Source organism: Flavobacterium undicola (assembly GCF_009909155.2).
GTDB lineage: Bacteria > Bacteroidota > Bacteroidia > Flavobacteriales > Flavobacteriaceae > Flavobacterium > Flavobacterium undicola.
The window spans coordinates 21,970-41,695 of sequence record NZ_JAAAPM020000027.1; the positions used below are offsets into that span (position 1 = coordinate 21,970).

General features: G+C 34.0%; 18 protein-coding genes. 9 read left to right on the forward strand and 9 right to left on the reverse strand.

Annotated features, from left to right (window positions below; translation table 11 throughout):
* Positions 1-24 precede the first annotated feature (24 nt).
* The 6 genes from GTZ96_RS14395 to rocD all read right to left on the reverse strand — a co-directional run bounded on the left by GTZ96_RS14395 (position 25) and on the right by rocD (position 5,265).
* Positions 25-261 (reverse strand): MoaD/ThiS family protein, encoded by a 237-nt coding sequence (locus tag GTZ96_RS14395; protein WP_161644612.1) that lies wholly within the window; start codon positions 259-261, stop codon positions 25-27.
* Complete coding sequence (gene cobA, locus GTZ96_RS14400; protein ID WP_161644613.1) at positions 261-1,061, reverse strand: uroporphyrinogen-III C-methyltransferase; 801 nt, start codon at positions 1,059-1,061, stop codon at positions 261-263. The genes GTZ96_RS14395 and cobA overlap by 1 nt, the downstream gene beginning before the upstream one ends.
* Positions 1,062-1,066: 5 nt before the next feature.
* Positions 1,067-1,636, reverse strand: a complete 570-nt coding sequence (locus GTZ96_RS14405; RefSeq protein ID WP_161644614.1) for a molybdenum cofactor guanylyltransferase — start codon at positions 1,634-1,636, stop codon at positions 1,067-1,069.
* Between the two features lie 7 nt (positions 1,637-1,643).
* On the reverse strand, positions 1,644-2,816 hold the full coding sequence (locus GTZ96_RS14410; protein ID WP_161644615.1) for a molybdopterin molybdotransferase MoeA: 1,173 nt from the start codon (positions 2,814-2,816) through the stop codon (positions 1,644-1,646).
* Positions 2,817-3,045: 229 nt separating this feature from the next.
* A complete protein-coding gene (locus GTZ96_RS14415) occupies positions 3,046-4,008 on the reverse strand; it encodes an arginase (protein ID WP_161644616.1) in 963 nt (320 codons plus the stop codon).
* A 6-nt stretch (positions 4,009-4,014) separates the two neighbouring features.
* On the reverse strand, positions 4,015-5,265 hold the full coding sequence (gene rocD, locus GTZ96_RS14420) for an ornithine--oxo-acid transaminase (RefSeq protein WP_161644617.1): 1,251 nt from the start codon (positions 5,263-5,265) through the stop codon (positions 4,015-4,017).
* A gap of 217 nt (positions 5,266-5,482) precedes the next feature.
* On the opposite strand from rocD, the gene GTZ96_RS14425 reads away from it, so the two are divergent.
* The 5 genes from GTZ96_RS14425 (at position 5,483) to GTZ96_RS14445 (ending at position 9,579) form a co-directional block, all read left to right on the forward strand.
* Positions 5,483-6,499 carry a M28 family peptidase gene (locus GTZ96_RS14425; RefSeq protein ID WP_161644618.1) on the forward strand — a complete coding sequence of 339 codons (1,017 nt, stop codon included), beginning with the start codon at positions 5,483-5,485 and terminating at the stop codon, positions 6,497-6,499.
* Between the two features lie 331 nt (positions 6,500-6,830).
* Complete coding sequence (locus GTZ96_RS14430; protein ID WP_161644619.1) at positions 6,831-7,478, forward strand: HAD family hydrolase; 648 nt, start codon at positions 6,831-6,833, stop codon at positions 7,476-7,478.
* A gap of 13 nt (positions 7,479-7,491) precedes the next feature.
* The gene (locus GTZ96_RS14435) at positions 7,492-8,127 is read left to right on the forward strand and encodes an HAD family hydrolase (RefSeq protein WP_161644620.1); all 636 of its coding nucleotides are present in this window, start codon (positions 7,492-7,494) and stop codon (positions 8,125-8,127) included.
* Positions 8,128-8,134: 7 nt separating this feature from the next.
* The gene (locus GTZ96_RS14440; RefSeq protein ID WP_161644621.1) at positions 8,135-8,683 is read left to right on the forward strand and encodes a DUF1697 domain-containing protein; all 549 of its coding nucleotides are present in this window, start codon (positions 8,135-8,137) and stop codon (positions 8,681-8,683) included.
* Positions 8,684-8,880: 197 nt separating this feature from the next.
* Positions 8,881-9,579 carry a Crp/Fnr family transcriptional regulator gene (locus GTZ96_RS14445; RefSeq protein WP_235972997.1) on the forward strand — a complete coding sequence of 233 codons (699 nt, stop codon included), beginning with the start codon at positions 8,881-8,883 and terminating at the stop codon, positions 9,577-9,579.
* Positions 9,580-9,582: 3 nt separating this feature from the next.
* Here GTZ96_RS14445 and GTZ96_RS14450 read toward each other — a convergent pair whose 3' ends face one another.
* Together GTZ96_RS14450 and GTZ96_RS14455 are read right to left on the reverse strand one after the other, a co-directional pair.
* The gene (locus GTZ96_RS14450; protein ID WP_161644622.1) at positions 9,583-10,632 is read right to left on the reverse strand and encodes an AMP-binding protein; all 1,050 of its coding nucleotides are present in this window, start codon (positions 10,630-10,632) and stop codon (positions 9,583-9,585) included.
* A gap of 3 nt (positions 10,633-10,635) precedes the next feature.
* A complete protein-coding gene (locus GTZ96_RS14455) occupies positions 10,636-11,559 on the reverse strand; it encodes a CPBP family intramembrane glutamic endopeptidase (protein WP_161644623.1) in 924 nt (307 codons plus the stop codon).
* Between the two features lie 108 nt (positions 11,560-11,667).
* Here GTZ96_RS14455 and arsC point away from each other — a divergent pair, with 108 nt between their 5' ends.
* The 3 genes from arsC to fumC all read left to right on the forward strand — a co-directional run bounded on the left by arsC (position 11,668) and on the right by fumC (position 16,900).
* Complete coding sequence (gene arsC / locus GTZ96_RS14460) at positions 11,668-12,018, forward strand: arsenate reductase (glutaredoxin) (RefSeq protein WP_161644624.1); 351 nt, start codon at positions 11,668-11,670, stop codon at positions 12,016-12,018.
* Between the two features lie 82 nt (positions 12,019-12,100).
* On the forward strand, positions 12,101-14,593 hold the full coding sequence (locus GTZ96_RS14465) for a TonB-dependent receptor domain-containing protein (protein WP_161644625.1): 2,493 nt from the start codon (positions 12,101-12,103) through the stop codon (positions 14,591-14,593).
* 921 nt (positions 14,594-15,514) lie between these two features.
* Positions 15,515-16,900: a class II fumarate hydratase gene (gene fumC / locus GTZ96_RS14470; RefSeq protein WP_161644626.1), complete on the forward strand. Its 1,386-nt coding sequence runs from the start codon at positions 15,515-15,517 to the stop codon at positions 16,898-16,900.
* Positions 16,901-17,018: 118 nt separating this feature from the next.
* Here the strand turns inward: fumC and GTZ96_RS14475 are convergent, their stop codons facing one another.
* A complete protein-coding gene (locus tag GTZ96_RS14475) occupies positions 17,019-18,224 on the reverse strand; it encodes an NAD(P)-dependent oxidoreductase (RefSeq protein ID WP_161644627.1) in 1,206 nt (401 codons plus the stop codon).
* 241 nt (positions 18,225-18,465) lie between these two features.
* Between GTZ96_RS14475 and GTZ96_RS14480 the strand changes: the two genes are divergently transcribed.
* A complete protein-coding gene (locus GTZ96_RS14480; RefSeq protein ID WP_161644642.1) occupies positions 18,466-19,677 on the forward strand; it encodes a serine hydrolase domain-containing protein in 1,212 nt (403 codons plus the stop codon).
* The last annotated feature ends 49 nt before the right edge of the window (positions 19,678-19,726 follow it).

Here is a 19,726-nt window from a genome sequence, read left to right on the forward strand (position 1 = left end):
ACCGAATTAGAAAATTATTGTTTTTTAACCTCCAGCAAATGGAGGCAATAAAGCAACAACATCATTACTTATTAACATGTAATTATTTGTGTCTTGCACAATTTTTTGATTGACTGCAATGCTGTAAGATAGTGAACTTAAATCGTATTTTTGCTCTAATGCATCCACTAATTCCTGTAGAGATGAATTAGAAAAAGGAATATTTTCTTCCTGTACTTTTATTTTCTCGGCTACAGCACCAAAATATTTTAATTTTAACATTATTCGATTACGTTTAAATTTTGAAAAATAAATTCGTCCTCAGTGTAAGCTGCTTTAGTAAAAACAGCTAATTCAGAAGCATGCTTAACCACCTCTCCTATCACAATAATTGCTGGCGAAGCCAATTTATGTTCGACCACTAATTTACTAATAGAACTTACCGTTCCTATTACTTTTTTCTGTGTGTCTTTGGTTCCGTTCTGAATGATGGCAACCGGTAAATCATCGGTTCTATTGTTTTGATAAATAGATACAATTTCGTCCAGTTTATTCATTCCCATCAAAATCACTACAGTAGCCGACGATTGCGCTGCCAAACTAACATCCATAGATAATTTATGTGCCGAAGTGGTTCCTGTAATTACCCAAAAACTTTCTGAAATTCCGCGTTGTGTTAAACTGATTCCATTAGAAGCCGGAACTCCTAAAGCTGAAGATATTCCCGGAACGATAGCCGTTTGTAAACCATGTTGCTGAGCAAATTCAATTTCTTCACTTCCTCTACCAAAAACAAATGGATCTCCACCTTTTAATCTAACCACATGACCGTGTTTTTTAGCCATAACCACAATCAATTCGTTTATTTGATCCTGAGTATAGGCGTGACAACCAAAACGCTTCCCTACAAAAACAATCTCAGTTCCTGCAGCAGCATATTGCAATAAGTCCTCATTCACAAGTGCATCATAAAGCACTACATCAGCATCTCCTAAAGCTTTTATGGCTTTTATGGTAATTAATTCCACATCGCCAGGTCCAGCCCCTACAATTGTCAACTTTGGTGTGTTAGCATTTTTCATAATCTTCAATATTTGGTATTCAGTTCATTTAATTCGGTAAGTGAATTGACATTTCTAAATTGTTCACTTCGCTCTCCTGCAACTTCAATTATTTGGTGATTCACTTTTTCTAACAAGCGCATCATTTTTAAATCATTTTCATCAATAGCCTTTTTCAAAATCGGAATTATTTTCTTCGAATAAATTCCTATCAAAGGATGAATTTTATTGGCTTCTGAAAAAACAGAAACTTCAAAATCTGTCTTGTGTTTTGCAATTAATTCCGATAATAATTCGGTCGAAATTAAAGGAATATCACAACTTAATATCACATTGATTTCAGACTCTGAATGAACCAAAGCCGAATAAATTCCGCCAATAGGTCCTTTATCTAATTCAATATCTTTTATTTTTTTATAGGACAAATAATCGTAATCGAATGTATTAGTCACTAATTGTATTTCATTACTAATGGGTAAAGCCGCTGCAATAATATGCTCAATAAATGGTTTCCCCTGAAAAAGCACCAATCCTTTCTCCGACTGCATTCGGCTACTTTTGCCTCCACAAAGAATTGATATGCTTACTTTTTTCATTTTTATTTCAATTAAAAGGCAAAACTACAACTTCTTCATTTGCTTTTATAGCTGTAACATCATGAGGCACAACAATAAAACCATTTGCAATCGAAAAAGTATTCAACATTGCCGAACTCTGACTCTCTAAAACAGTCACCTTTTCATCCTCATACAAGGCTTTTAAAAACAAGGTCTTTCCAGATGTATTCTTAAAAGCAGTACTTATTTTTCGCTTCATTTCCGGCAAATGTATCGCTTCAAATCCCATTAATTTTTTCAAAGCAGGTAAAGCATATACATAAAAGCAAGTCAGTGACGAAGCAGGATTTCCCGGTAAGGCAAAAACAATTTTATTTTCTTTTCGTCCAAAAAACAAAGGCTTACCCGGTTTTTGATTAATCTTATAAAACAACTCCGTCACTCCGTTTTTCAATAAAGCTTCTTTGACATAATCATAATCACCAACAGAAATTCCGCCTGAAATCAACACTACATCAAAATTAGCAAGACAGCTTTCTACCGCTTTTGTTGTCTTTTTTAAACTATCTTTTACCTTAAAAACTGTCGGTTTATTTATCCCAATTGTTTTCAAAGCTGCTTCCAGCATCAATGAATTACTCTCGTAAATCTTTCCTTTTGGTAATTTATTTCCGCCAGCAACCAATTCGTTTCCAGTAACCAAAATAGCTACTTTTGGTTTTTCATACACTTTGATTTTTGTAATTCCCAAACAAGCTAAAAAACCGACAGCCGCTGGAGTAATTACTGTATTTACATCAAAAACCAATTCGCCTTTTTTAATTTGCTCTCCTTTTGCTCTTACATTGGCACAAGCCTCAGGCATTTTTTCTATTTGAAGCAAATTATCAGTTACAGTTGTGTGCTCTTGCATCACCACAGTATCGGTATCATCAGGAACAAAAGCACCTGTAAAAATGCGAACTGCTTGATTTTTTTTGATTTCATCATCTAAAAAATCTCCCGCCTGAGCAATTTTCACCACTTCAAATTGTGTCAATTCGCCGTGAGTAAAAGCGTATCCATCCATCGCCGACTGACGGAAAGGAGGCATATTTATTGGAGAATAAATAGCTTCTGCCAAAACATATCCCAGTGATTTACTCACTTTGATTTTCGCAATTGGCATTTTAGAACTATTCTCAGCTATAATATTTAAAGCTTCGGCTACTTGAATCATAAAATCATTTTTTAAAACTAAGTATAAATACTTATGCAAATATACGTAATTTTGATTTGTATTGTTATAAATTAACGGTTTTAAAGAGCGAAATGCAATAAAAAAAAATTACTCTGTATAAATTGCGAAAAAACAAATAATTAGTTGTTTTTTGTTATAAATTCTTAAAGTAAAATATTCGAATAACAAACAAAATTTAACATTTCACTTCACAAACAACCCTAAAACGCTACTCAAAAGGCAAAACTAAGGTGGATGTAACTTGCTCTAAAATCTCAAAAGCAGTTTCAGCCATTTTATTTCCTTTAGTATCTACAAGCGGATTGATTTCGCAAAATTCGATGCAAATTACCTTTCGTGACATAATGATTTGATTAATCATCGCAATCACCTCGTATTGATCAAAACCTTTTGAAACCGGAGTTCCTGTCCCGTTAGAAATCAAATCACAATCTAAAGAATCCACATCAAAAGAAATATAAATCATATCGCAATTAGCCAATTGTGACAAGGCTTTTTCAACACAATTTTCTAAACCTTTGTAACGCACTTCCTCTACTCTGAAATTTTTAATACCCAATTCAGCCATTTGCTTATCTTCTGCCTCTTCAGTATCGCGAACACCAAAATAGATTAAATGCTCCGGATCAATTTTAGCAGCTTCCAAACCTATGTGTTTCATCTCCTCCCAATGCTGTTGGGTTTCGGGAATCACTTCATTAATTTGGCATTTCAAATTATCCAAAGCTAAGGCTGCAGCCAATGGCATTCCGTGAATATTTCCCGATGGAGAAGTATAAGGCGAATGCAAATCGGCGTGAGCGTCAATCCAAATCACACCTAAGGTTTTATGCGGATAAACGGCTTTAATTCCGCTTATAGTCCCCAATGCCGAAGAATGATCCCCTGATAAAACGATAGGTAAAAAATCTGCCTCTAAATTTCGTTTAATGGTAAAAGAAACCCTGGTACATTGCTCTAAAACAAATTCGATTCGCTTTGCAAAAGTGTTCCTGTTCTTATCATAAATACTTTCGTTATGCGTTTTTACATCTTCAAAAGTAAATTGGTTAAAATACTCACTCCCGCGATTAATGGCAGCCACTTCTAATGCATCAACCCCCAAATCAGAACCACGGGTTCCACCACCAATATCCGATCGATTTTTAATTAATTTAACAACCCGATCCATAGTGTTTTATTTAAAATCGTTTAACGCTTTTTCGATAATAGAAAGACAATCCTGAATTTGATCTTCGGTGATTACCAATGGTGGTGCCAAACGAATTTTGTTTCCATGAGTTGGCTTGGCAAGCAAACCATAGTCTCTGAATTTCAAACAAATTTCCCAGGCTAAATCCGATTCTTCATCACAATCAATCACAATGGCATTCAATAATCCTTTTCCTCTTACTAGAGAAATTAAAGGATTTCTTGTAGCAATAGCATTCAATCCGTCTCTTAAAACTACTCCTAAACGCTCTGCGTTTTTGGCTAATTTTTCTTCTCTTACCACTTCAAGCGCAGCGATAGCAACAGCTGCTGCCACAGGATTTCCGCCAAAAGTAGAACCGTGTTGTCCCGGTTTAATCACATTCATAATGGCATTATTAGCCAAAACTGCCGAAACAGGATAAACACCTCCCGAGATTGCTTTTCCTAAAATCAAAATATCGGGTTGCACATTTTCATGGTTTACAGCCAATAATTTTCCGGTACGCGCAATTCCGGTTTGTACTTCATCAGCAATAAATAACACATTGTGCTTTTCGCATAATGCTTTGGCTTTCGCCAAATAACCTTCGCTTGGAACATAAACTCCTGCTTCGCCTTGAATAGGTTCTACCAGGAATCCCGCTATATTTTTAGATGATTCCAGTACTTTTTCCAAAGCATCCAGATTATCGTACTCTATTTTAATAAAACCTTCGGTAAAAGGACCAAAACTCTTACGAGCCGTTTCGTCATTAGAAAACGAAATAATAGTAGTCGTTCTTCCGTGGAAATTGTTTTCGCAAACAATAATTTGCGCTTGATTTTCATGAATTTTTTTTACTTCATACGCCCATTTTCTACATAATTTCAAAGCGGTTTCCACTGCTTCGGCACCTGTATTCATTGGTAATACTTTGTCAAAACCAAAATATTTAGTCACATACTCTTCATAAACACCCAATTGGTCATTATAAAAAGCACGAGAAGTTAAGGTCAGTTTTTGCGCTTGTTGCACCATTGCACCCACAATTTTAGGATGACAATGTCCCTGATTTACTGCTGAATAAGCGGATAAAAAATCATAATATTTCTTTCCATCAACATCCCAAACAAATACTCCTTCGCCTCTATCAAGAACTACAGGTAACGGATGATAATTATGCGCCCCATAATTGTTTTCTTTATTAATTAAGGCTTCTGATTTTGAAGAGAGAATTTGTTGTATTTGTTCCATGGTATCTATATTATATTCTAAGATTACAAAATTACGTATATTTTATTGCCTATCAAAACCTTAGTCGAAGAGTTCGAACACCAATAAAAGAAGACAATTGCACTGTTTTTCAGTCGATAAAAAAGAAGTTTTACTAAGAAATAGTTAATTCTTATTTATTAAATTAATTTTCAGATATTTGTAAATATGCCCTTATTTAATTGTTAGCATTTATAAGATGAAAAAAATAATTTACTTCCTTGCCTTTAACTGTATGGCATCTTGCCAAAGTATCAAAGAAACCGCTACTAAAAACCTGTTTTTACCAACAAAATATAGCAATACCATTACTGCCAATGAACTAAAAACACATCTGTACATTGTAGCCAGCGATTCCATGGAAGGAAGAGAAACGGGTTCTATTGGACAAAAAAAAGCGGGTAAATACCTCATTAGTCAATATCAAAAAGACAAAATCCCTTTTCCTAAAGGAACTCAAAATTATTACCAGCACATTCCTGCGGCATATCTGAATGCTAAAAATAATGAAAACTTACCCGATTCTGAAAACATTTGGTCCTACATAGAGGGTACTGAAAAACCAGACGAAGTGATTGTTATTTCTGCACATTATGATCATGTAGGTAAAAAAGACAATAGTATATTTTATGGCGCCGATGATGATGGTTCCGGAACTGTGGCTTTGCTCGAAATTGCTGAAGCTTTCCAATTAGCTAAAAAAGAAGGACACGGTCCAAAACGTTCTATTTTATTTTTGCATGTTACCGGCGAAGAACACGGCCTGCATGGTTCGCGATATTATAGCGAAAATCCATTATTCCCTTTAAAAAATACTGTTGCCGATATTAATATTGACATGATAGGTCGTCGTGACGACGCTCATCCAAATTCTAACAACTATGTTTATTTAATTGGAGCCGATAGACTATCGACTGAATTGGATCAAATATGTACCACCGTTAATGAAAAATATGTTCATTTGAATTTAGATTATAAGTACAATGCGTTAAACGACCCTAATAATTTCTATCGCCGTTCAGACCATTATAATTTTGCAAAAAACGGCATTCCGTCTGTTTTTATTTTCAACGGCGTACATGCTGATTATCACCGAAAAACAGATACTCCTGATAAAATAGAATATGATGCTTTGGCAAAAAGAGCCCAACTTGCATTTAACATTGCCTGGGAATTAGCCAATAGAGAAAACAGAATTGTGGTTAATAAAAAATAATAGAGTTTTAGTTGTTACACAAAGATGCACTAAGAAGACACAAAGATTCGCTAAGTTTTTTTTTAAAAAATTTAAGATAGCCCACAGATTATAACGACAATACAGATAAATACTGATTCTTCAATATTAACTTCTTTGAGATTCTCTGTGTTTACTTTGTGAATCTTAGCGAAAGTTTAAAAAATCTGTGTAATTAAAGTTTGGCTACATTCAAATTTGTGATAATTAGTAAAATCTGTGTAAAACTTTTTTTATTTTAAACTTTGTGAACTTAGCGAAAAACTTAGCGAACTTTGCGGTTAAAATTATTACGCAATATCAACATAAAAAAATGAAATTTAAAGCAGTACTATTCGACCTAGATGGAACTCTGGTTAACTCACTTATAGACATCGCCGATTCGATTAATAAGGTGCTTCAAGAACGCCACTTCCCTACTCATAGCTATGCCGTTATCAATGATTTTATAGGCAGCGGACTTCGGAATTTGGTTACCAAAGCACTACCTGAAACCCATAAAGACGAAGCAACTATCGAAAGTGTTTTTCAAGCCATGATGGTAAATTATCGTGAGAATTGCACCAACAAAACCATAGCTTACGACGGAATTATAGAACTTTTAGATGAGCTAAAATCCAGAAATATTAAACTGGCCGTATTATCCAATAAAGCCGATGAGCTGACCAAGAAAATTGGACTTACATTATTTCCTGATTATTTCGAAATTGTAATGGGTTTAAAAAGCGAGGCAACAAAAAAACCAAATCCTGCAGCTGCAATTGAAATAAGTAGTGATTTAGGATTTTCTTCTGAAGAAGTTCTCTATGTTGGTGATTCCGGTATTGATATGCAAACAGCAAAAAATGCCAATATGCATGCAGTGGGTGTGCTTTGGGGTTACAGACCAGAAGAAGAATTAAAAGCTGAAGGCGCTCAATCAATCATCAATCATCCGTTGGAATTATTGGAACTTTTATAACTTGAAAGAAACTATGAAATACAAATGCATCATTTTTGATTGTGATGGCGTACTGGTAGATAGCGAAGAAATTTCTATTGGTACCTTAGTCAGCATGGCAAAATCACATGGAGCAATCATCGATGAAAACCATGCGCATCAATTATTTTTAGGAAAATCACTCAAATTTTGTTTCGCCTACATTGCTGATTTGGCTAACAAAAAATTGCCAGCAAATTTTGAAGAGGAATTCAGAGAACGCACTTTCGAAGCCTTTCAAAAACATTTGAAACCGATAAAAGGAATTCATGAATTATTAGCCAAAATCAACGTTCCAATTGGCGTAGCTTCCAATGGTCCTGCCGATAAAATAAGACTCAATCTAACCACCACTCAATTAATTGATAAATTTGAAGGAAATATTTTTAGTGCTTACGACATCAACAGTTGGAAACCCAATCCCGAATTATACCTACATACTGCCAAAACTATGGGATTTGAAGTCCAGGATTGTGTTGTTATCGAAGACAGTCCAGCAGGCGTTCAAGCAGCTTTAGCTGGAGGTTTTGACGTTTTTGGTTTTACAAATCACGCTAATTTTGACGCTTTACAGCAAATGAATATTCCTTTATTTGATGATATGGCGCAACTCAATTTACTTTTACAATAATTCAATTATGACTACACACCTAGCTTTACTTCGCGGTATCAACGTTTCAGGACACAACATGATGAAAATGGATGCTTTGCAAAAAACGTTGGAAAACATTGGTTTTACTAACGTAACAACTTACATCCAAACCGGAAATGTATTTGTAACAACCGAAGAAGAAAATCCAGCCGCAGTAGGTTTTAAAATCAAACAGGAAATTTTTAAAGCCTTTGGTCATGATGTTCCTGTAGTGGTAATTAATAAAGCCGATTTAGTATCTTGCCTGAACAACAATCTCTTTCTAAAAGAAAAAGAAGTTGATACTAAAAAACTGTATGTGGCTTTTGTATCGATGGAATTACATAAAGACCGAATTCACGATCTGAAAATGAGTGCTGTAAAACCTGATGAAGTACATATTGATAAAAACAGAATTTTTATTAAATATGCTGTTTCTGCTGGCAAAACCAGATTAGATCAAAAATATATCGAAAAAAGATTGAATCTCATAGCTACAATTCGCAACTGGAATACCGTAAATCAGTTGTTAAAAATGTATGAAGAATTCGAATAAGAATAAACAGCAATAACAATCTCACATATTTTTAATCTAAAAATCCGAATTCTGCAAAAAGTAGAACTCCTATTTCTAAATCGATAAAAAACACTTGAATCTAAGTAATTTTGATTTAAAAATACGTATTTATACTTATTTTAATCTTACATTTGTTCTATTCAAAACTTGAGTTCAACTCATCAATCAAAGAACAAATGAGAGGAATTACTACTGACTGTACTAGCTGTATCAATGCTAATTGTTTTATCAAAAAACATTTGCATCTGGAAAAGATGCAGGATTTTGTTTTAGAAAAAACCAATTATACCTGCAAGAAAGGGCAACAATTCATGATTGAAGGTGCTCCTATTCAAGGACTTTACTTTATATACAAAGGAAAAGTAAAGGTTCTAAAAACAGGTATTTACGGCAAAGAGCAAATCGTTCGTCTTACCACTGATGGAGATACACTGGGTTTCAGGGGGTTTGGAACCAGCAATCGTTACTTGATTGCTGCTTCAGCTATTGAAGATACCGTTTTATGTAATTTTAGTAATGATGTTATGCATTCCATTCTAAAATCGATTCCTGAATTCACTTATGACATGATGCTTTTTTATGCTGAAGAATTGAATAAGAGTGAAAACAGAGTGAAAAAAATCGCCCAAATGAATGTGCGTGAAAGAGTTATCGACATCTTATTGTACTTGCTTAAAAAGTTTGGACATACTAACAACTTACTGAATATCAACCTTTCTCGAAAAGAAATCGCCGATTTTGCCGGAACTACAGATGAGCAAGTAACCCGTATTCTTTCGAGTCTAAAGAAAGAAGGTGCTATCAAAATAATCAATAAAAAAATAGGCTTACTACAAGTAGATAAATTGAATGCTGAAATTATAGAGCACAAATAATAATTATTCTAAAGCCTTCAAAATGGCTTTTCGCTTTATTTTTCCGCTTTCGGTTGTGTCAAATTCCGGAATAAAAAATATTGCTTTGGGTTTTTCGTATTTGTCCAAAATAGTAAAAATAGATTCGTCCAGTTCTTGTTTTGCTCCTTCAATAAGCAAAACTAATTTTTCGCCTAAATCGGTATCCGGAATTCCTCCTACAAAAAAACGAGCTGGAATTGCATCGGCTAATTTTTCTTCTATTTTTTCAGGAATCAGTTTGATACCACCGCTATTCACCACATTATCAATACGTCCCAAAAGCACAAATTGATTATCATTGATTATTTGTACCAAATCATTGGTAAACAAACGTTCCTCGCTCACTTGTGGCGCATCAATAACCAAACAATCATTTTCATTTTGAGAAATGCTTACATTGGGCAAAATAGAAAAAGCCTGCTCTCCTATTCTCTTAGCCGCAATATGCGTAATCGTTTCAGTCATTCCATAAGTTTCATAAACTTTTGTATTAATCCCTAAAAGCTTTTCCTCTAATGAACTATCCGTTTTTGCACCGCCAATAATGAGTTTTTTAACCTTATACAATTCGTTCAATGAATTTTGAACCTGCAAAGGAACCATGGCAACAAAATCATATTCTTTATCAATATTAGCCAAAGGATATGAATTTGGCGAAACAAAATCAACTGCCAAACCTAAAATCAAACTTCTTACCAGCATCATCTTTCCGGCAATAAACTGAACAGGTAAACAACACAAAGCGCTGTCTCCAGGTTTTAATTCGAAAAAATCTCCCGTTGCTAATGCCGAATTAACTAAAGCCTGTTTGCTTTTTCGAATTATCTTAGGCGATCCTGTAGTTCCAGAAGTTTGCAAATCGATATAAGCATTGGCATCAAACCAATCGAGCAAAAAATCGCCTATGGCTTTTTCGTGCTCATCACCTTCTTTTATCAAATAATAAGCGGCAATTCGCAATCCATTACTATCAAAATGAACGCCATTGAATTTAAAAAAATTGTGAATGTTTTTATACGTAACTTTTTTCATGAATTAATTCTTTACATCGATTCTTCCAGTCAATTTTTCTTTCCAATCAGTCCATTGGTATTTTCTACTAAAAATAAATAAAAGTACAGGATAAACCAGCACTACCGGCATAATAATATCAAATCCTGCCTGAGGTTCGGATAGATCTTTAAAAACAGAATGGGTTTGAAAAGCCGACCAATCGGAAGTAATCAATAAAGCGCCAATGAGATTATTAGCAGCATGAAAACCTAAAGCTAATTCGAGACCTTCGTCCATCAAAGTAATGATTCCTAAAAACAATCCTGTCCCAATATAATAGACAAAGATGATATTCCCCATTTTTTCCACTTCGGGATTAAAAAGATGCATCGCTCCAAAAATCAACGAAGTCATCAACAAAGGGAACCATTTATTCCGTGCCAAATTCCCAAAACCCTGCATCAAATAACTTCTAAATACATATTCTTCGGTACTGGTTTGAATAGGAACCAGCGCCACAGCAATAACAAACAAAACAGCAAAAGGAATGGGTTTGAAATCAAAAACATATAAGTTGGGATTTGAAAAATAAAATACCAAAGTAGACCCAATCGAAAATACAGACCAAAGTCCAAATGAAAACAAAATCCTGTTCCAATCGACTTTTTTTCTGGAAGTGGTAACCGAAAGAAATGTTTGTTGATGCAAATACCTCACTACAAAATAAATACTGGCTAAAGCAAATACAAATGAAATTAAGAGCAGGAAAAAAGTCAAATTAGACTCAAAAAAGTGCATGATTCCGTCAGTAGTTGACGGATAAGTTGCTCCTGTTAGAATTGTTTTTCCAATTACAGCTATTAACAAAGGAAGCTGTCCCACAAAAGAAGCAGTAATAATGAATACTGACCCCAGTAAATATTTCCAAAATTTATTCTCCGGACGAATCCCTTGTTCTATAAACATCTATTTTATGAATTAAAGTAGTACTATTCAACTTTCAAAAGCTATTTTTGCCTCTTCGAAAATACTTATTTTATTTTAAACTAGTTTCAAACTTTAAAAATAGTACTCATGATTGAAGTATATCATAATCCGCGTTGTGGAAAATCAAGAAATTGTCTGGCTTTTTTAGAAAATTCAAATCAAGAATATAAAATCATTAAATATCTGGAAGATATTCCTAATCAGGACGAACTGATCAATTTATTAAAAAAATTAGCCATCAAACCCATTGAATTAGTTCGTCAAAAAGAGAAAATTTGGATTGACAATTTTAAAAATCAGGAAATGACAGATGAAGCAATAATCCAAGCCCTTATTGCAAATCCTATTTTAATTGAAAGACCTATTATCATCAAAGGAGACAAAGCCATTATAGCCCGTGAAGCCGATAAAATAGAAGCTTTTTTTAAAGCGAAATAATCAATTTAACATTTATTTAATATATCGCTGTTAAACCAAATTCCGTTTTTCGATTCCTAACACAAACATTAAAATAAAAAAAATGCGACAACCATTAAGATTCATTTTAAGTCTCACCTTACTTTTTACTTGCCTGAGCAGTTTTGCTAAAATAGGAGATCCTGTAATTGATCCAACCAAAGAAAGAGTAAAGATTTCAGGGACTGTAATTGAAAAAGTAAGCAAACAACCCTTAGAATACGCTACAATAACCATTACTGATACTAAAAACCCAAAAGCTATTGCTGGTGGAATTACCAATGCTAAAGGTAATTTTTCTATCGAAGTGGCTCCTGGAATCTACAATATAAAAATTGAATTTATTTCTTTCAAGTCAATTCAATTTAGCCAACGCAGTCTGGAAAAAAACACCGATTTAGGAACTATTGCACTGGCTGAAGATGTTGCGCAATTAAACGAAGTTGTGGTTCGTGCCGAGAAATCGACTGTCGAAATTAAATTAGACAAAAAAGTGTACAATGTAGGTCAGGACATGATTGTAAAAGGAGGAACAGTAAGCGATGTACTGGAAAATGTTCCTTCGGTTACGGTAGATGTTGAAGGAAATGTAAGTTTGCGTGGAAACGAAAACGTGCGTATTTTTATCGATGGTCGTCCTTCAAACTCTTTGAACATGGCTGAAGCTTTACGTCAAATTCCTGCAGATGCTATTGATAAAGTAGAAGTAATAACGAATCCGTCAGCACGTTATGATGCCGAAGGTGGAGCCGGAATTCTAAATATTATTTTGAAAAAAGGAAAAAACTTAGGTTTCAACGGAAGTTTTATCGCCTCAACTGGAATTCCTGAAACCTATGGTATCAGTGGTGATTTGAATTTTAAAACTAAAAAATTAAACTTCTTTACTTCTACCGGATACAATTACAGAACTAATGAAGGTGCTGGTTTAACAAACTCTAAATTATTAGACAGTAATAAAAACATCATTGGTTACACTGATGAAGACAAAAGTACAGAACGTATCCGAAAAGGACTTTCTAGTAAAACTGGAGTAGAATGGACTATTGCTCCTAATACTTTTTGGACAAACTCTATAAGTTATAGAGACAATAGCGGTACTAACTATGATAACGTAAGATACCTTTCTTATGATCAAAACCACAACTACACTTCTACTCGTTACCGTAATGGTGAAGGAGATGATATAGGCAAGGATTTAGAACTCAGTTCTAATTTCTTAAAAAACTTCAATGATAAAGGACATAAATGGACAGTTGACCTTTCTTATGCTACTAATAAAGATGCCGATAATTCGTTAATCACAGACCAAACCGTTGGAAGTAGTGACCCGATAAAAATTAATGAAACTTCAAATAATCAAAAGCAATATCAATTTCAGGCTCAAACAGACTATGTTTTACCTTTTGAAAACGGAAGCCAATTTGAAGCAGGTTACAAAGGAAACTTCAATAATTTAAGAAACCCTTATGAAGTTATAGCAGATGGTTCAGTCAATAACTATCTTTCAAACACCTTAGAATACAAAGAACGTATCAATGCTTTGTACACTCAGTATGGATTTAAACTGAATAAATTCTCTTATTTATTTGGTCTACGTTGGGAAGATACTAATATTGAAATCAATTCTTTGCGTGAACCCAATATAAGTTACAATACAAAAAAATACAACAACTTTTTCCCTAGTGCGTTTATTAACTATGAGCTTTCAGACGAAAGTAGTTTATCTTTAAGCTATAGTAAACGTTTGTCAAGACCTAGAGGACGTTTCTTAAATCCAGCTACTAACTATTCAAGTAACATTAACCTGTTTAGAGGTAATCCTGATTTGAATCCTTCTTTTACTGATAAATTTGATATTGGTTATTTAATGCGTTGGGACAAATTAACTTTCAGTACTTCGATGTATTTTGAAAACACTAAAAATGTATTTTCATTCGTTCGTACTGAAACAGGAGATTATGTGGGTAATAACCCAGTTGTCTTAAGCAGTCCTATAAACATTGGTAAAGAACAACAATTTGGGATGGAATTCACTTTGAACTACAGTCCACTTAAAATTTGGAAATTAAACAGTAGTTTCAACCTTTCCAATGCCAAAACAACAGGAAGTTATACATACAAAAATGTAAACAATGAAGAAAAAACACAAGACCTTAACAACGAAGCTTTCTCTTGGTTTTCTAGATTAAATTCTCGTTTGACATTGCCATACAAAATCGATTGGCAAATCAACGGAATGTATTTTGGACCTAAAAAAACAGCTCAAGGAAAGAGTTTAGGTAATTATGTTATTAATACCGCTTTAAGCAAAGATGTCTTAAAAGACAAGGGAACAATTGCTTTCAATATAAGTGACATTTTCAATTCCAGAAAAATGAAATCGGAAACTAATTTACCAAGCGTTATTTCTTATAGTGAATTTCAGTTCAGAAGAAGACAATTCAACCTGTCATTCACTTACCGTTTGAACATGAAAAAAACGGATAAAAATAAAAACAACCAGAAAAACAACAATGACGGCGGCGGAGACGGAGGAGGAGATTTCCCTGGATAATACAACAAAAAGACTCGTAAAAACGGGTCTTTTTTATTTTAGATAAAACATATAATTAATCCTTTGTCAGTTTGAGACTCATTTTTGTATTCAACTATAAATCAAAATGATTTTATTTCCGAGATCCAAGTGTCCTTAGCTTCCGCAGTCGAGTGTCAAATGTTTGAAGAATACGTAAAAAGAAAATCTGTTTGATCCGCCGCGGCGGAGAGTTATTTTCTTTTAGTATTCGAAAACTAATTTGACCGATGAGGAAGCGTAAGACTTGATTTTTTTGTTTCTTTTTTGATCAAGCAAAAAAGAAAATTAATTGGTAATATTTTTACTTTCAATAAAACTTCAATGGTAGAAAAGTCAAGAACATCACTAATATAACAGCCCGATGTGACAAAATACTAATCAGAAAGAGATAAAAAAATTCAAAAAGAGTATCATAACAATAAGATATAAAAAAAAGGATTCGTTTTCACGAATCCTTTTTTATGAACAATCAATAATTTATAGTGATTGTTGTTTTTTTGCTCTCTTTTCTTTGAATCTTTCCCAAGTTGCGCCTCCTACCCAGTAAGATACGAAACTAACTAGAAAAAACATTAACCAAAACCCCATTGTAAGGATGGTTAAGAAAAGTAAAAAGCCTAAATACTGTGAAAATTCAAACATGTTTTCCGGAATTTTGAATGTAGCCACAAATGTAGCAGTTAATTTTTTTCTTAGCAATAAAAACCACACTCAATTTTCATAAAAATACATTTATGCGTACATTTAAGCTGCATTTTGTTTTTAGGAGCTTCTTCCTGCTGTCCACTCTATCTTTTATGTCTTAAAGAAAGACATAAAAGGATGCCGTTTACATCAGGGCTATGGCAGTAGTTTTCATCAAGAACTTATTTTCTAAAAATAATTAAACTATCAACAACTATGAAATACAGAATCGAAAAAGACACCATGGGCGAAGTACAAGTCCCAGCCGATAAATACTGGGGCGCTCAAACCGAACGTTCTCGGAATAATTTTAAAATAGGTCTATCGGCGTCGATGCCAAAAGAAATCATTGCTGGTTTTACTTATTTGAAAAAAGCAGCTGCTTTCGCTAATTGTGATTTGGGTGTTTTATCCATTGAAAAAAGAGATGCCATTGCCACAGTTTGCGATGAAATCCTTGCTGGACAATTAGACGACCAATTTCCATTGGTCATTTGGCAAACAGGTTCCGGAACACAAAGCAATATGAACTTAAACGAAGTCATTGCTAACCGTGCACAAGTACTAAAAGGATTTGAAATTGGTCAGGGAGAACAATTTATCAAGGCCAACGACGATGTCAATAAATCACAGTCGTCTAATGACACCTTCCCTACTGCCATGCACATTGCGTCTTACAAATCCATTATTGACATCACAATTCCCGGAGTTGAAAAATTGCGTGATACATTAGATGCTAAAGCAAAAGAATTCGCAACTGTGGTAAAAATTGGCCGTACCCATTTGATGGATGCTACTCCGCTGACATTAGGACAGGAACTTTCAGGTTATGTAGCCCAATTAAATTATGGATTAAAAGCACTAAAAAACACCTTAGCCCATTTATCCGAAATTGCTTTAGGCGGAACAGCCGTAGGAACTGGATTAAATACGCCAAAAGGTTATGATGTAAAAGTGGCTGAATACATTGCTGAATTTACAGCACTTCCATTTGTAACCGCCGAAAATAAATTTGAAGCCTTGGCCGCACATGATGCCATTGTGGAATCGCATGGAGCTTTGAAACAACTGGCAGTTTCTTTAAATAAAATTGCCAATGATATCCGAATGCTGGCTTCGGGTCCACGCTCGGGAATTGGAGAAATCCTGATCCCTGAAAACGAACCCGGTTCATCCATTATGCCAGGAAAAGTAAATCCTACCCAATGCGAAGCCTTGACTATGGTTTGTGCCCAAATAATGGGAAATGATGTTGCCATTAGCGTTGGCGGAATGCAAGGTCATTATGAATTGAATGTTTTTAAACCTTTGATGGCTGCCAATTTCCTTCAATCGGCTCGATTACTTGGAGATGCCTGCATTTCCTTTGATGAACATTGTGCTCAAGGCATTGAACCGAATTACAAACGTATCAAAGAATTAGTCGATAATTCGTTGATGTTAGTTACCGCATTAAACACTAAAATTGGTTATTATAAAGCGGCAGAAATTGCCCAAACCGCTCATAAAAACGGAACAACGCTAAAAGAAGAAGCGATTCGTTTGGGTTATGTAACTGCGGAAGATTTTGATGATTGGGTAAAACCGGAAGAGATGGTGTAGTTAATGGTAAATTATTAATTGTTAATTATAAATTTTCAGTGATGTTTCTATTGAAAAGAGCTTTCTATAAAATTTAGAAAGCTCTTTTCATTTATAATTTATAACTAACCATTCATAATTATTCTCTCTCTACATAATCCTGCAAATAACTAAATCTAGTCGTTAATTTACCGTTTTCAGTAATTTTAGCTCTTTGCAAAATCCCATCTTTGTCTCCATTAAAAAAAGCGGGAATTACATGTTCCAGAAACATCGCACCGAAACCTTCGCTGGCATCTTTTGGTAAGGTACATGGTAAATTATCAACAGCCATCACCACAATAGCAGCAGGATGAAACACATCAACTTCCTTGTTTTCTATTGGTAAATACCCATAAAAAGGTTCTTCAATAGTAGAAGAACGCAACATGCAAGCTATTGGACCATTAATATCACAGGAAATATCAGCAACTATTTTTATTTTGCAATCTTTAGATTGTAACATTTCTTTGGTCAGAATTTGAGGAGCTTCATTGGCATGAAAATGTGCCGTAATTACCACATCAGAAACTTTGGTAAAACGATCAAAATTGCTTTCGTATTCCTGCGGATTCTTAAAAAAATCATGTTTTTCTAAGACCGCCGTTCCATCTTTTCTTTGATTGTAATCTAAAACATCTATTTGAGTGTAAACGGACTGAGTATAATTCTTAGTCAAATAATTATCCACCGTAACCGATTTCACTTTAATAGCGTCTAATATTTCTTTTACACCACTACCCACTTTTCCAGTTCCTGTAACCACAAATTTTATAGGAGGCAAAACGATTCTTTTTAAATGACGAATTAAATCTTCTTTTCCAGAAAGTGTTTCGGCTTTTGGCAATTTAAACAATTCAAATTTTAATCCGAAAGCACGAATACTGTTATAAGCTCCAACCATTCCTGCATAGTATCCAAAACCAATTAGACGATGATTATCCGCATTCACAATAGTTTCATGATCATAGAAATCAATATTTTTGGCTAATAGTCCTTGCAATAAAGCTTTGTTGTGCGGTTGTTTTTTTATCGTATGCGAAAAAAAGAAATAAGACTTATTAGGAATCATATCTTCCACCGGAACTTCTTTCACTCCAAAAAACACATCAGAATCACTAATATCATCAACTACCTCGATACCCAGATTTTGATATTCTGCATCACTAAAAGCTCTACTAACTGAACTTTCAACTTTAACATTAACTTCTGGATAAAGTGTTTTTAATTTTACTAATTCATTAGGCGAAAACACCACTCTTTTATCAGTTGGGCTTTTACGTTCTTTTAATATTCCAAATTTCATATTTTGATATTCCTTTAATTTCAAGCTGTTACGGCAGTATTTTACTACATCAACAACAAGAATTTTAATTATTTTTTTTCTTCTTTTTTATAAAAAAAATGCAATCAAAATCATTAAAAGCTGAAAGACAAAAACATAGAAAAAAGTCCCTTAAAAACTTTCAAAAAATTCTGTTAACATTCAAAAAAACAAGAAACAAAAGCGTTTGATTCTATATATTTGCCAATATAGCCCCGTGAAAATGATTTTTATAAAAAAGACAAATATACTACAATTACTCCTGCTTCTTTTAATTTTGAGTTCTTGTAACCAAAAGAATACAGAAGGAGAACTTTCTGATAGCGAATTTCCAAAAGACACCATGCCACACATGGAGCCGCCAACAAAGAAATTACCCAAATTAACAGCACAATACATCAACTCTAAAAGAAATGCTATCGAGCATTTTTACAATAGAAACTGGCCAAACAACAGTATGAACGGAAGTTTTCTTGTGGCTCAAAATGGTCAAATTATCTTTGAAAAATATGAAGGTATGGCTAATTTCAGAGACGAAAGACCTATTACCGCTACTACTCCACTGCATTTGGCATCGGTAACTAAGGTGTTAACGGCAACGGCTGTTTTAAAACTGATAGACGCTAAGAAAATTGGTTTAGACCAAAAAGTAAATACCATTTTACCTACTTTCCCTTTTCCTGAAGTAACCGTTAAAATGCTTTTAAATCACCGTAGCGGAATGCGTAATTACGCCTATTTTACCGATAAAAAAGATGGAGTTTGGGATCGTCATGATATTTTGTCGAACAAAGACATTGTAAATTTAATGGCTACAAAAAACATTGGTCTTGAATGTAGAACTGGTACTCGTTTTGCCTATTGCAATACTAATTATGCCGTTTTGGCACTTATTATCGAAAAAGCAACTGGTCTTAGTTACAAAAAAGCAATGGAACGTATGATTTTCAAACCATTGGGCATGAATCATACTTTTGTTTTTGATTACGAAAAAAATAAGGATACAATAGTTCCTTCTTATAAAGGTAACAAGGTCGAAATAGGCAAAGATTATCTAGATGCCATTTATGGAGACAAAAATATCTATTCAACACCAAGAGATTTATTAAAATTTGATTTAGCTCGAAATTCATCTGGTTTTTTAAGTCCTAAATTATTAAAACTGGTATATACTCCTTTTAGTAACGAACGTAAAGGCGAAAAAAATTACGGTCTTGGAATACGAATGATCAATTGGGAAACAGGACAAAATTTCTATTTCCACAACGGATGGTGGCATGGCAATACCTCTTCTTATGTCACATTACAAAAAGAGCATGTCACAATTATTGCCTTATCAAATAAGTTTACTACAAAAACCTATCAGGTTCGAAAATTGGCTCCGCTTTTTGGTGATTATCCATTCAAATTAGGCAAAGACGAAAAAGAGGAATAATTTTTGCTCTAACAATAGGCAATCAAATAGCGGAATTAAAGTAGAAAAT

Excerpts from the sequence above, each read along its gene's own strand:
- GTZ96_RS14395 (WP_161644612.1), bottom strand. The coding sequence starts at position 261 with ATGTTAAAATTAAAATATTTTGGTGCTGTAGCCGAGAAAATAAAAGTA.
- cobA (WP_161644613.1), bottom strand. The coding sequence starts at position 1,061 with ATGAAAAATGCTAACACACCAAAGTTGACAATTGTAGGGGCTGGACCT.
- GTZ96_RS14405 (WP_161644614.1), bottom strand. The coding sequence starts at position 1,636 with ATGAAAAAAGTAAGCATATCAATTCTTTGTGGAGGCAAAAGTAGCCGA.
- GTZ96_RS14410 (WP_161644615.1), bottom strand. The coding sequence starts at position 2,816 with ATGATTCAAGTAGCCGAAGCTTTAAATATTATAGCTGAGAATAGTTCT.
- GTZ96_RS14415 (WP_161644616.1), bottom strand. The coding sequence starts at position 4,008 with ATGGATCGGGTTGTTAAATTAATTAAAAATCGATCGGATATTGGTGGT.
- rocD (WP_161644617.1), bottom strand. The coding sequence starts at position 5,265 with ATGGAACAAATACAACAAATTCTCTCTTCAAAATCAGAAGCCTTAATT.
- GTZ96_RS14425 (WP_161644618.1), top strand. The coding sequence starts at position 5,483 with ATGAAAAAAATAATTTACTTCCTTGCCTTTAACTGTATGGCATCTTGC.
- GTZ96_RS14430 (WP_161644619.1), top strand. The coding sequence starts at position 6,831 with ATGAAATTTAAAGCAGTACTATTCGACCTAGATGGAACTCTGGTTAAC.
- GTZ96_RS14435 (WP_161644620.1), top strand. The coding sequence starts at position 7,492 with ATGAAATACAAATGCATCATTTTTGATTGTGATGGCGTACTGGTAGAT.
- GTZ96_RS14440 (WP_161644621.1), top strand. The coding sequence starts at position 8,135 with ATGACTACACACCTAGCTTTACTTCGCGGTATCAACGTTTCAGGACAC.
- GTZ96_RS14445 (WP_235972997.1), top strand. The coding sequence starts at position 8,881 with ATGAGAGGAATTACTACTGACTGTACTAGCTGTATCAATGCTAATTGT.
- GTZ96_RS14450 (WP_161644622.1), bottom strand. The coding sequence starts at position 10,632 with ATGAAAAAAGTTACGTATAAAAACATTCACAATTTTTTTAAATTCAAT.
- GTZ96_RS14455 (WP_161644623.1), bottom strand. The coding sequence starts at position 11,559 with ATGTTTATAGAACAAGGGATTCGTCCGGAGAATAAATTTTGGAAATAT.
- arsC (WP_161644624.1), top strand. The coding sequence starts at position 11,668 with ATGATTGAAGTATATCATAATCCGCGTTGTGGAAAATCAAGAAATTGT.
- GTZ96_RS14465 (WP_161644625.1), top strand. The coding sequence starts at position 12,101 with ATGCGACAACCATTAAGATTCATTTTAAGTCTCACCTTACTTTTTACT.
- fumC (WP_161644626.1), top strand. The coding sequence starts at position 15,515 with ATGAAATACAGAATCGAAAAAGACACCATGGGCGAAGTACAAGTCCCA.
- GTZ96_RS14475 (WP_161644627.1), bottom strand. The coding sequence starts at position 18,224 with ATGAAATTTGGAATATTAAAAGAACGTAAAAGCCCAACTGATAAAAGA.
- GTZ96_RS14480 (WP_161644642.1), top strand. The coding sequence starts at position 18,466 with ATGATTTTTATAAAAAAGACAAATATACTACAATTACTCCTGCTTCTT.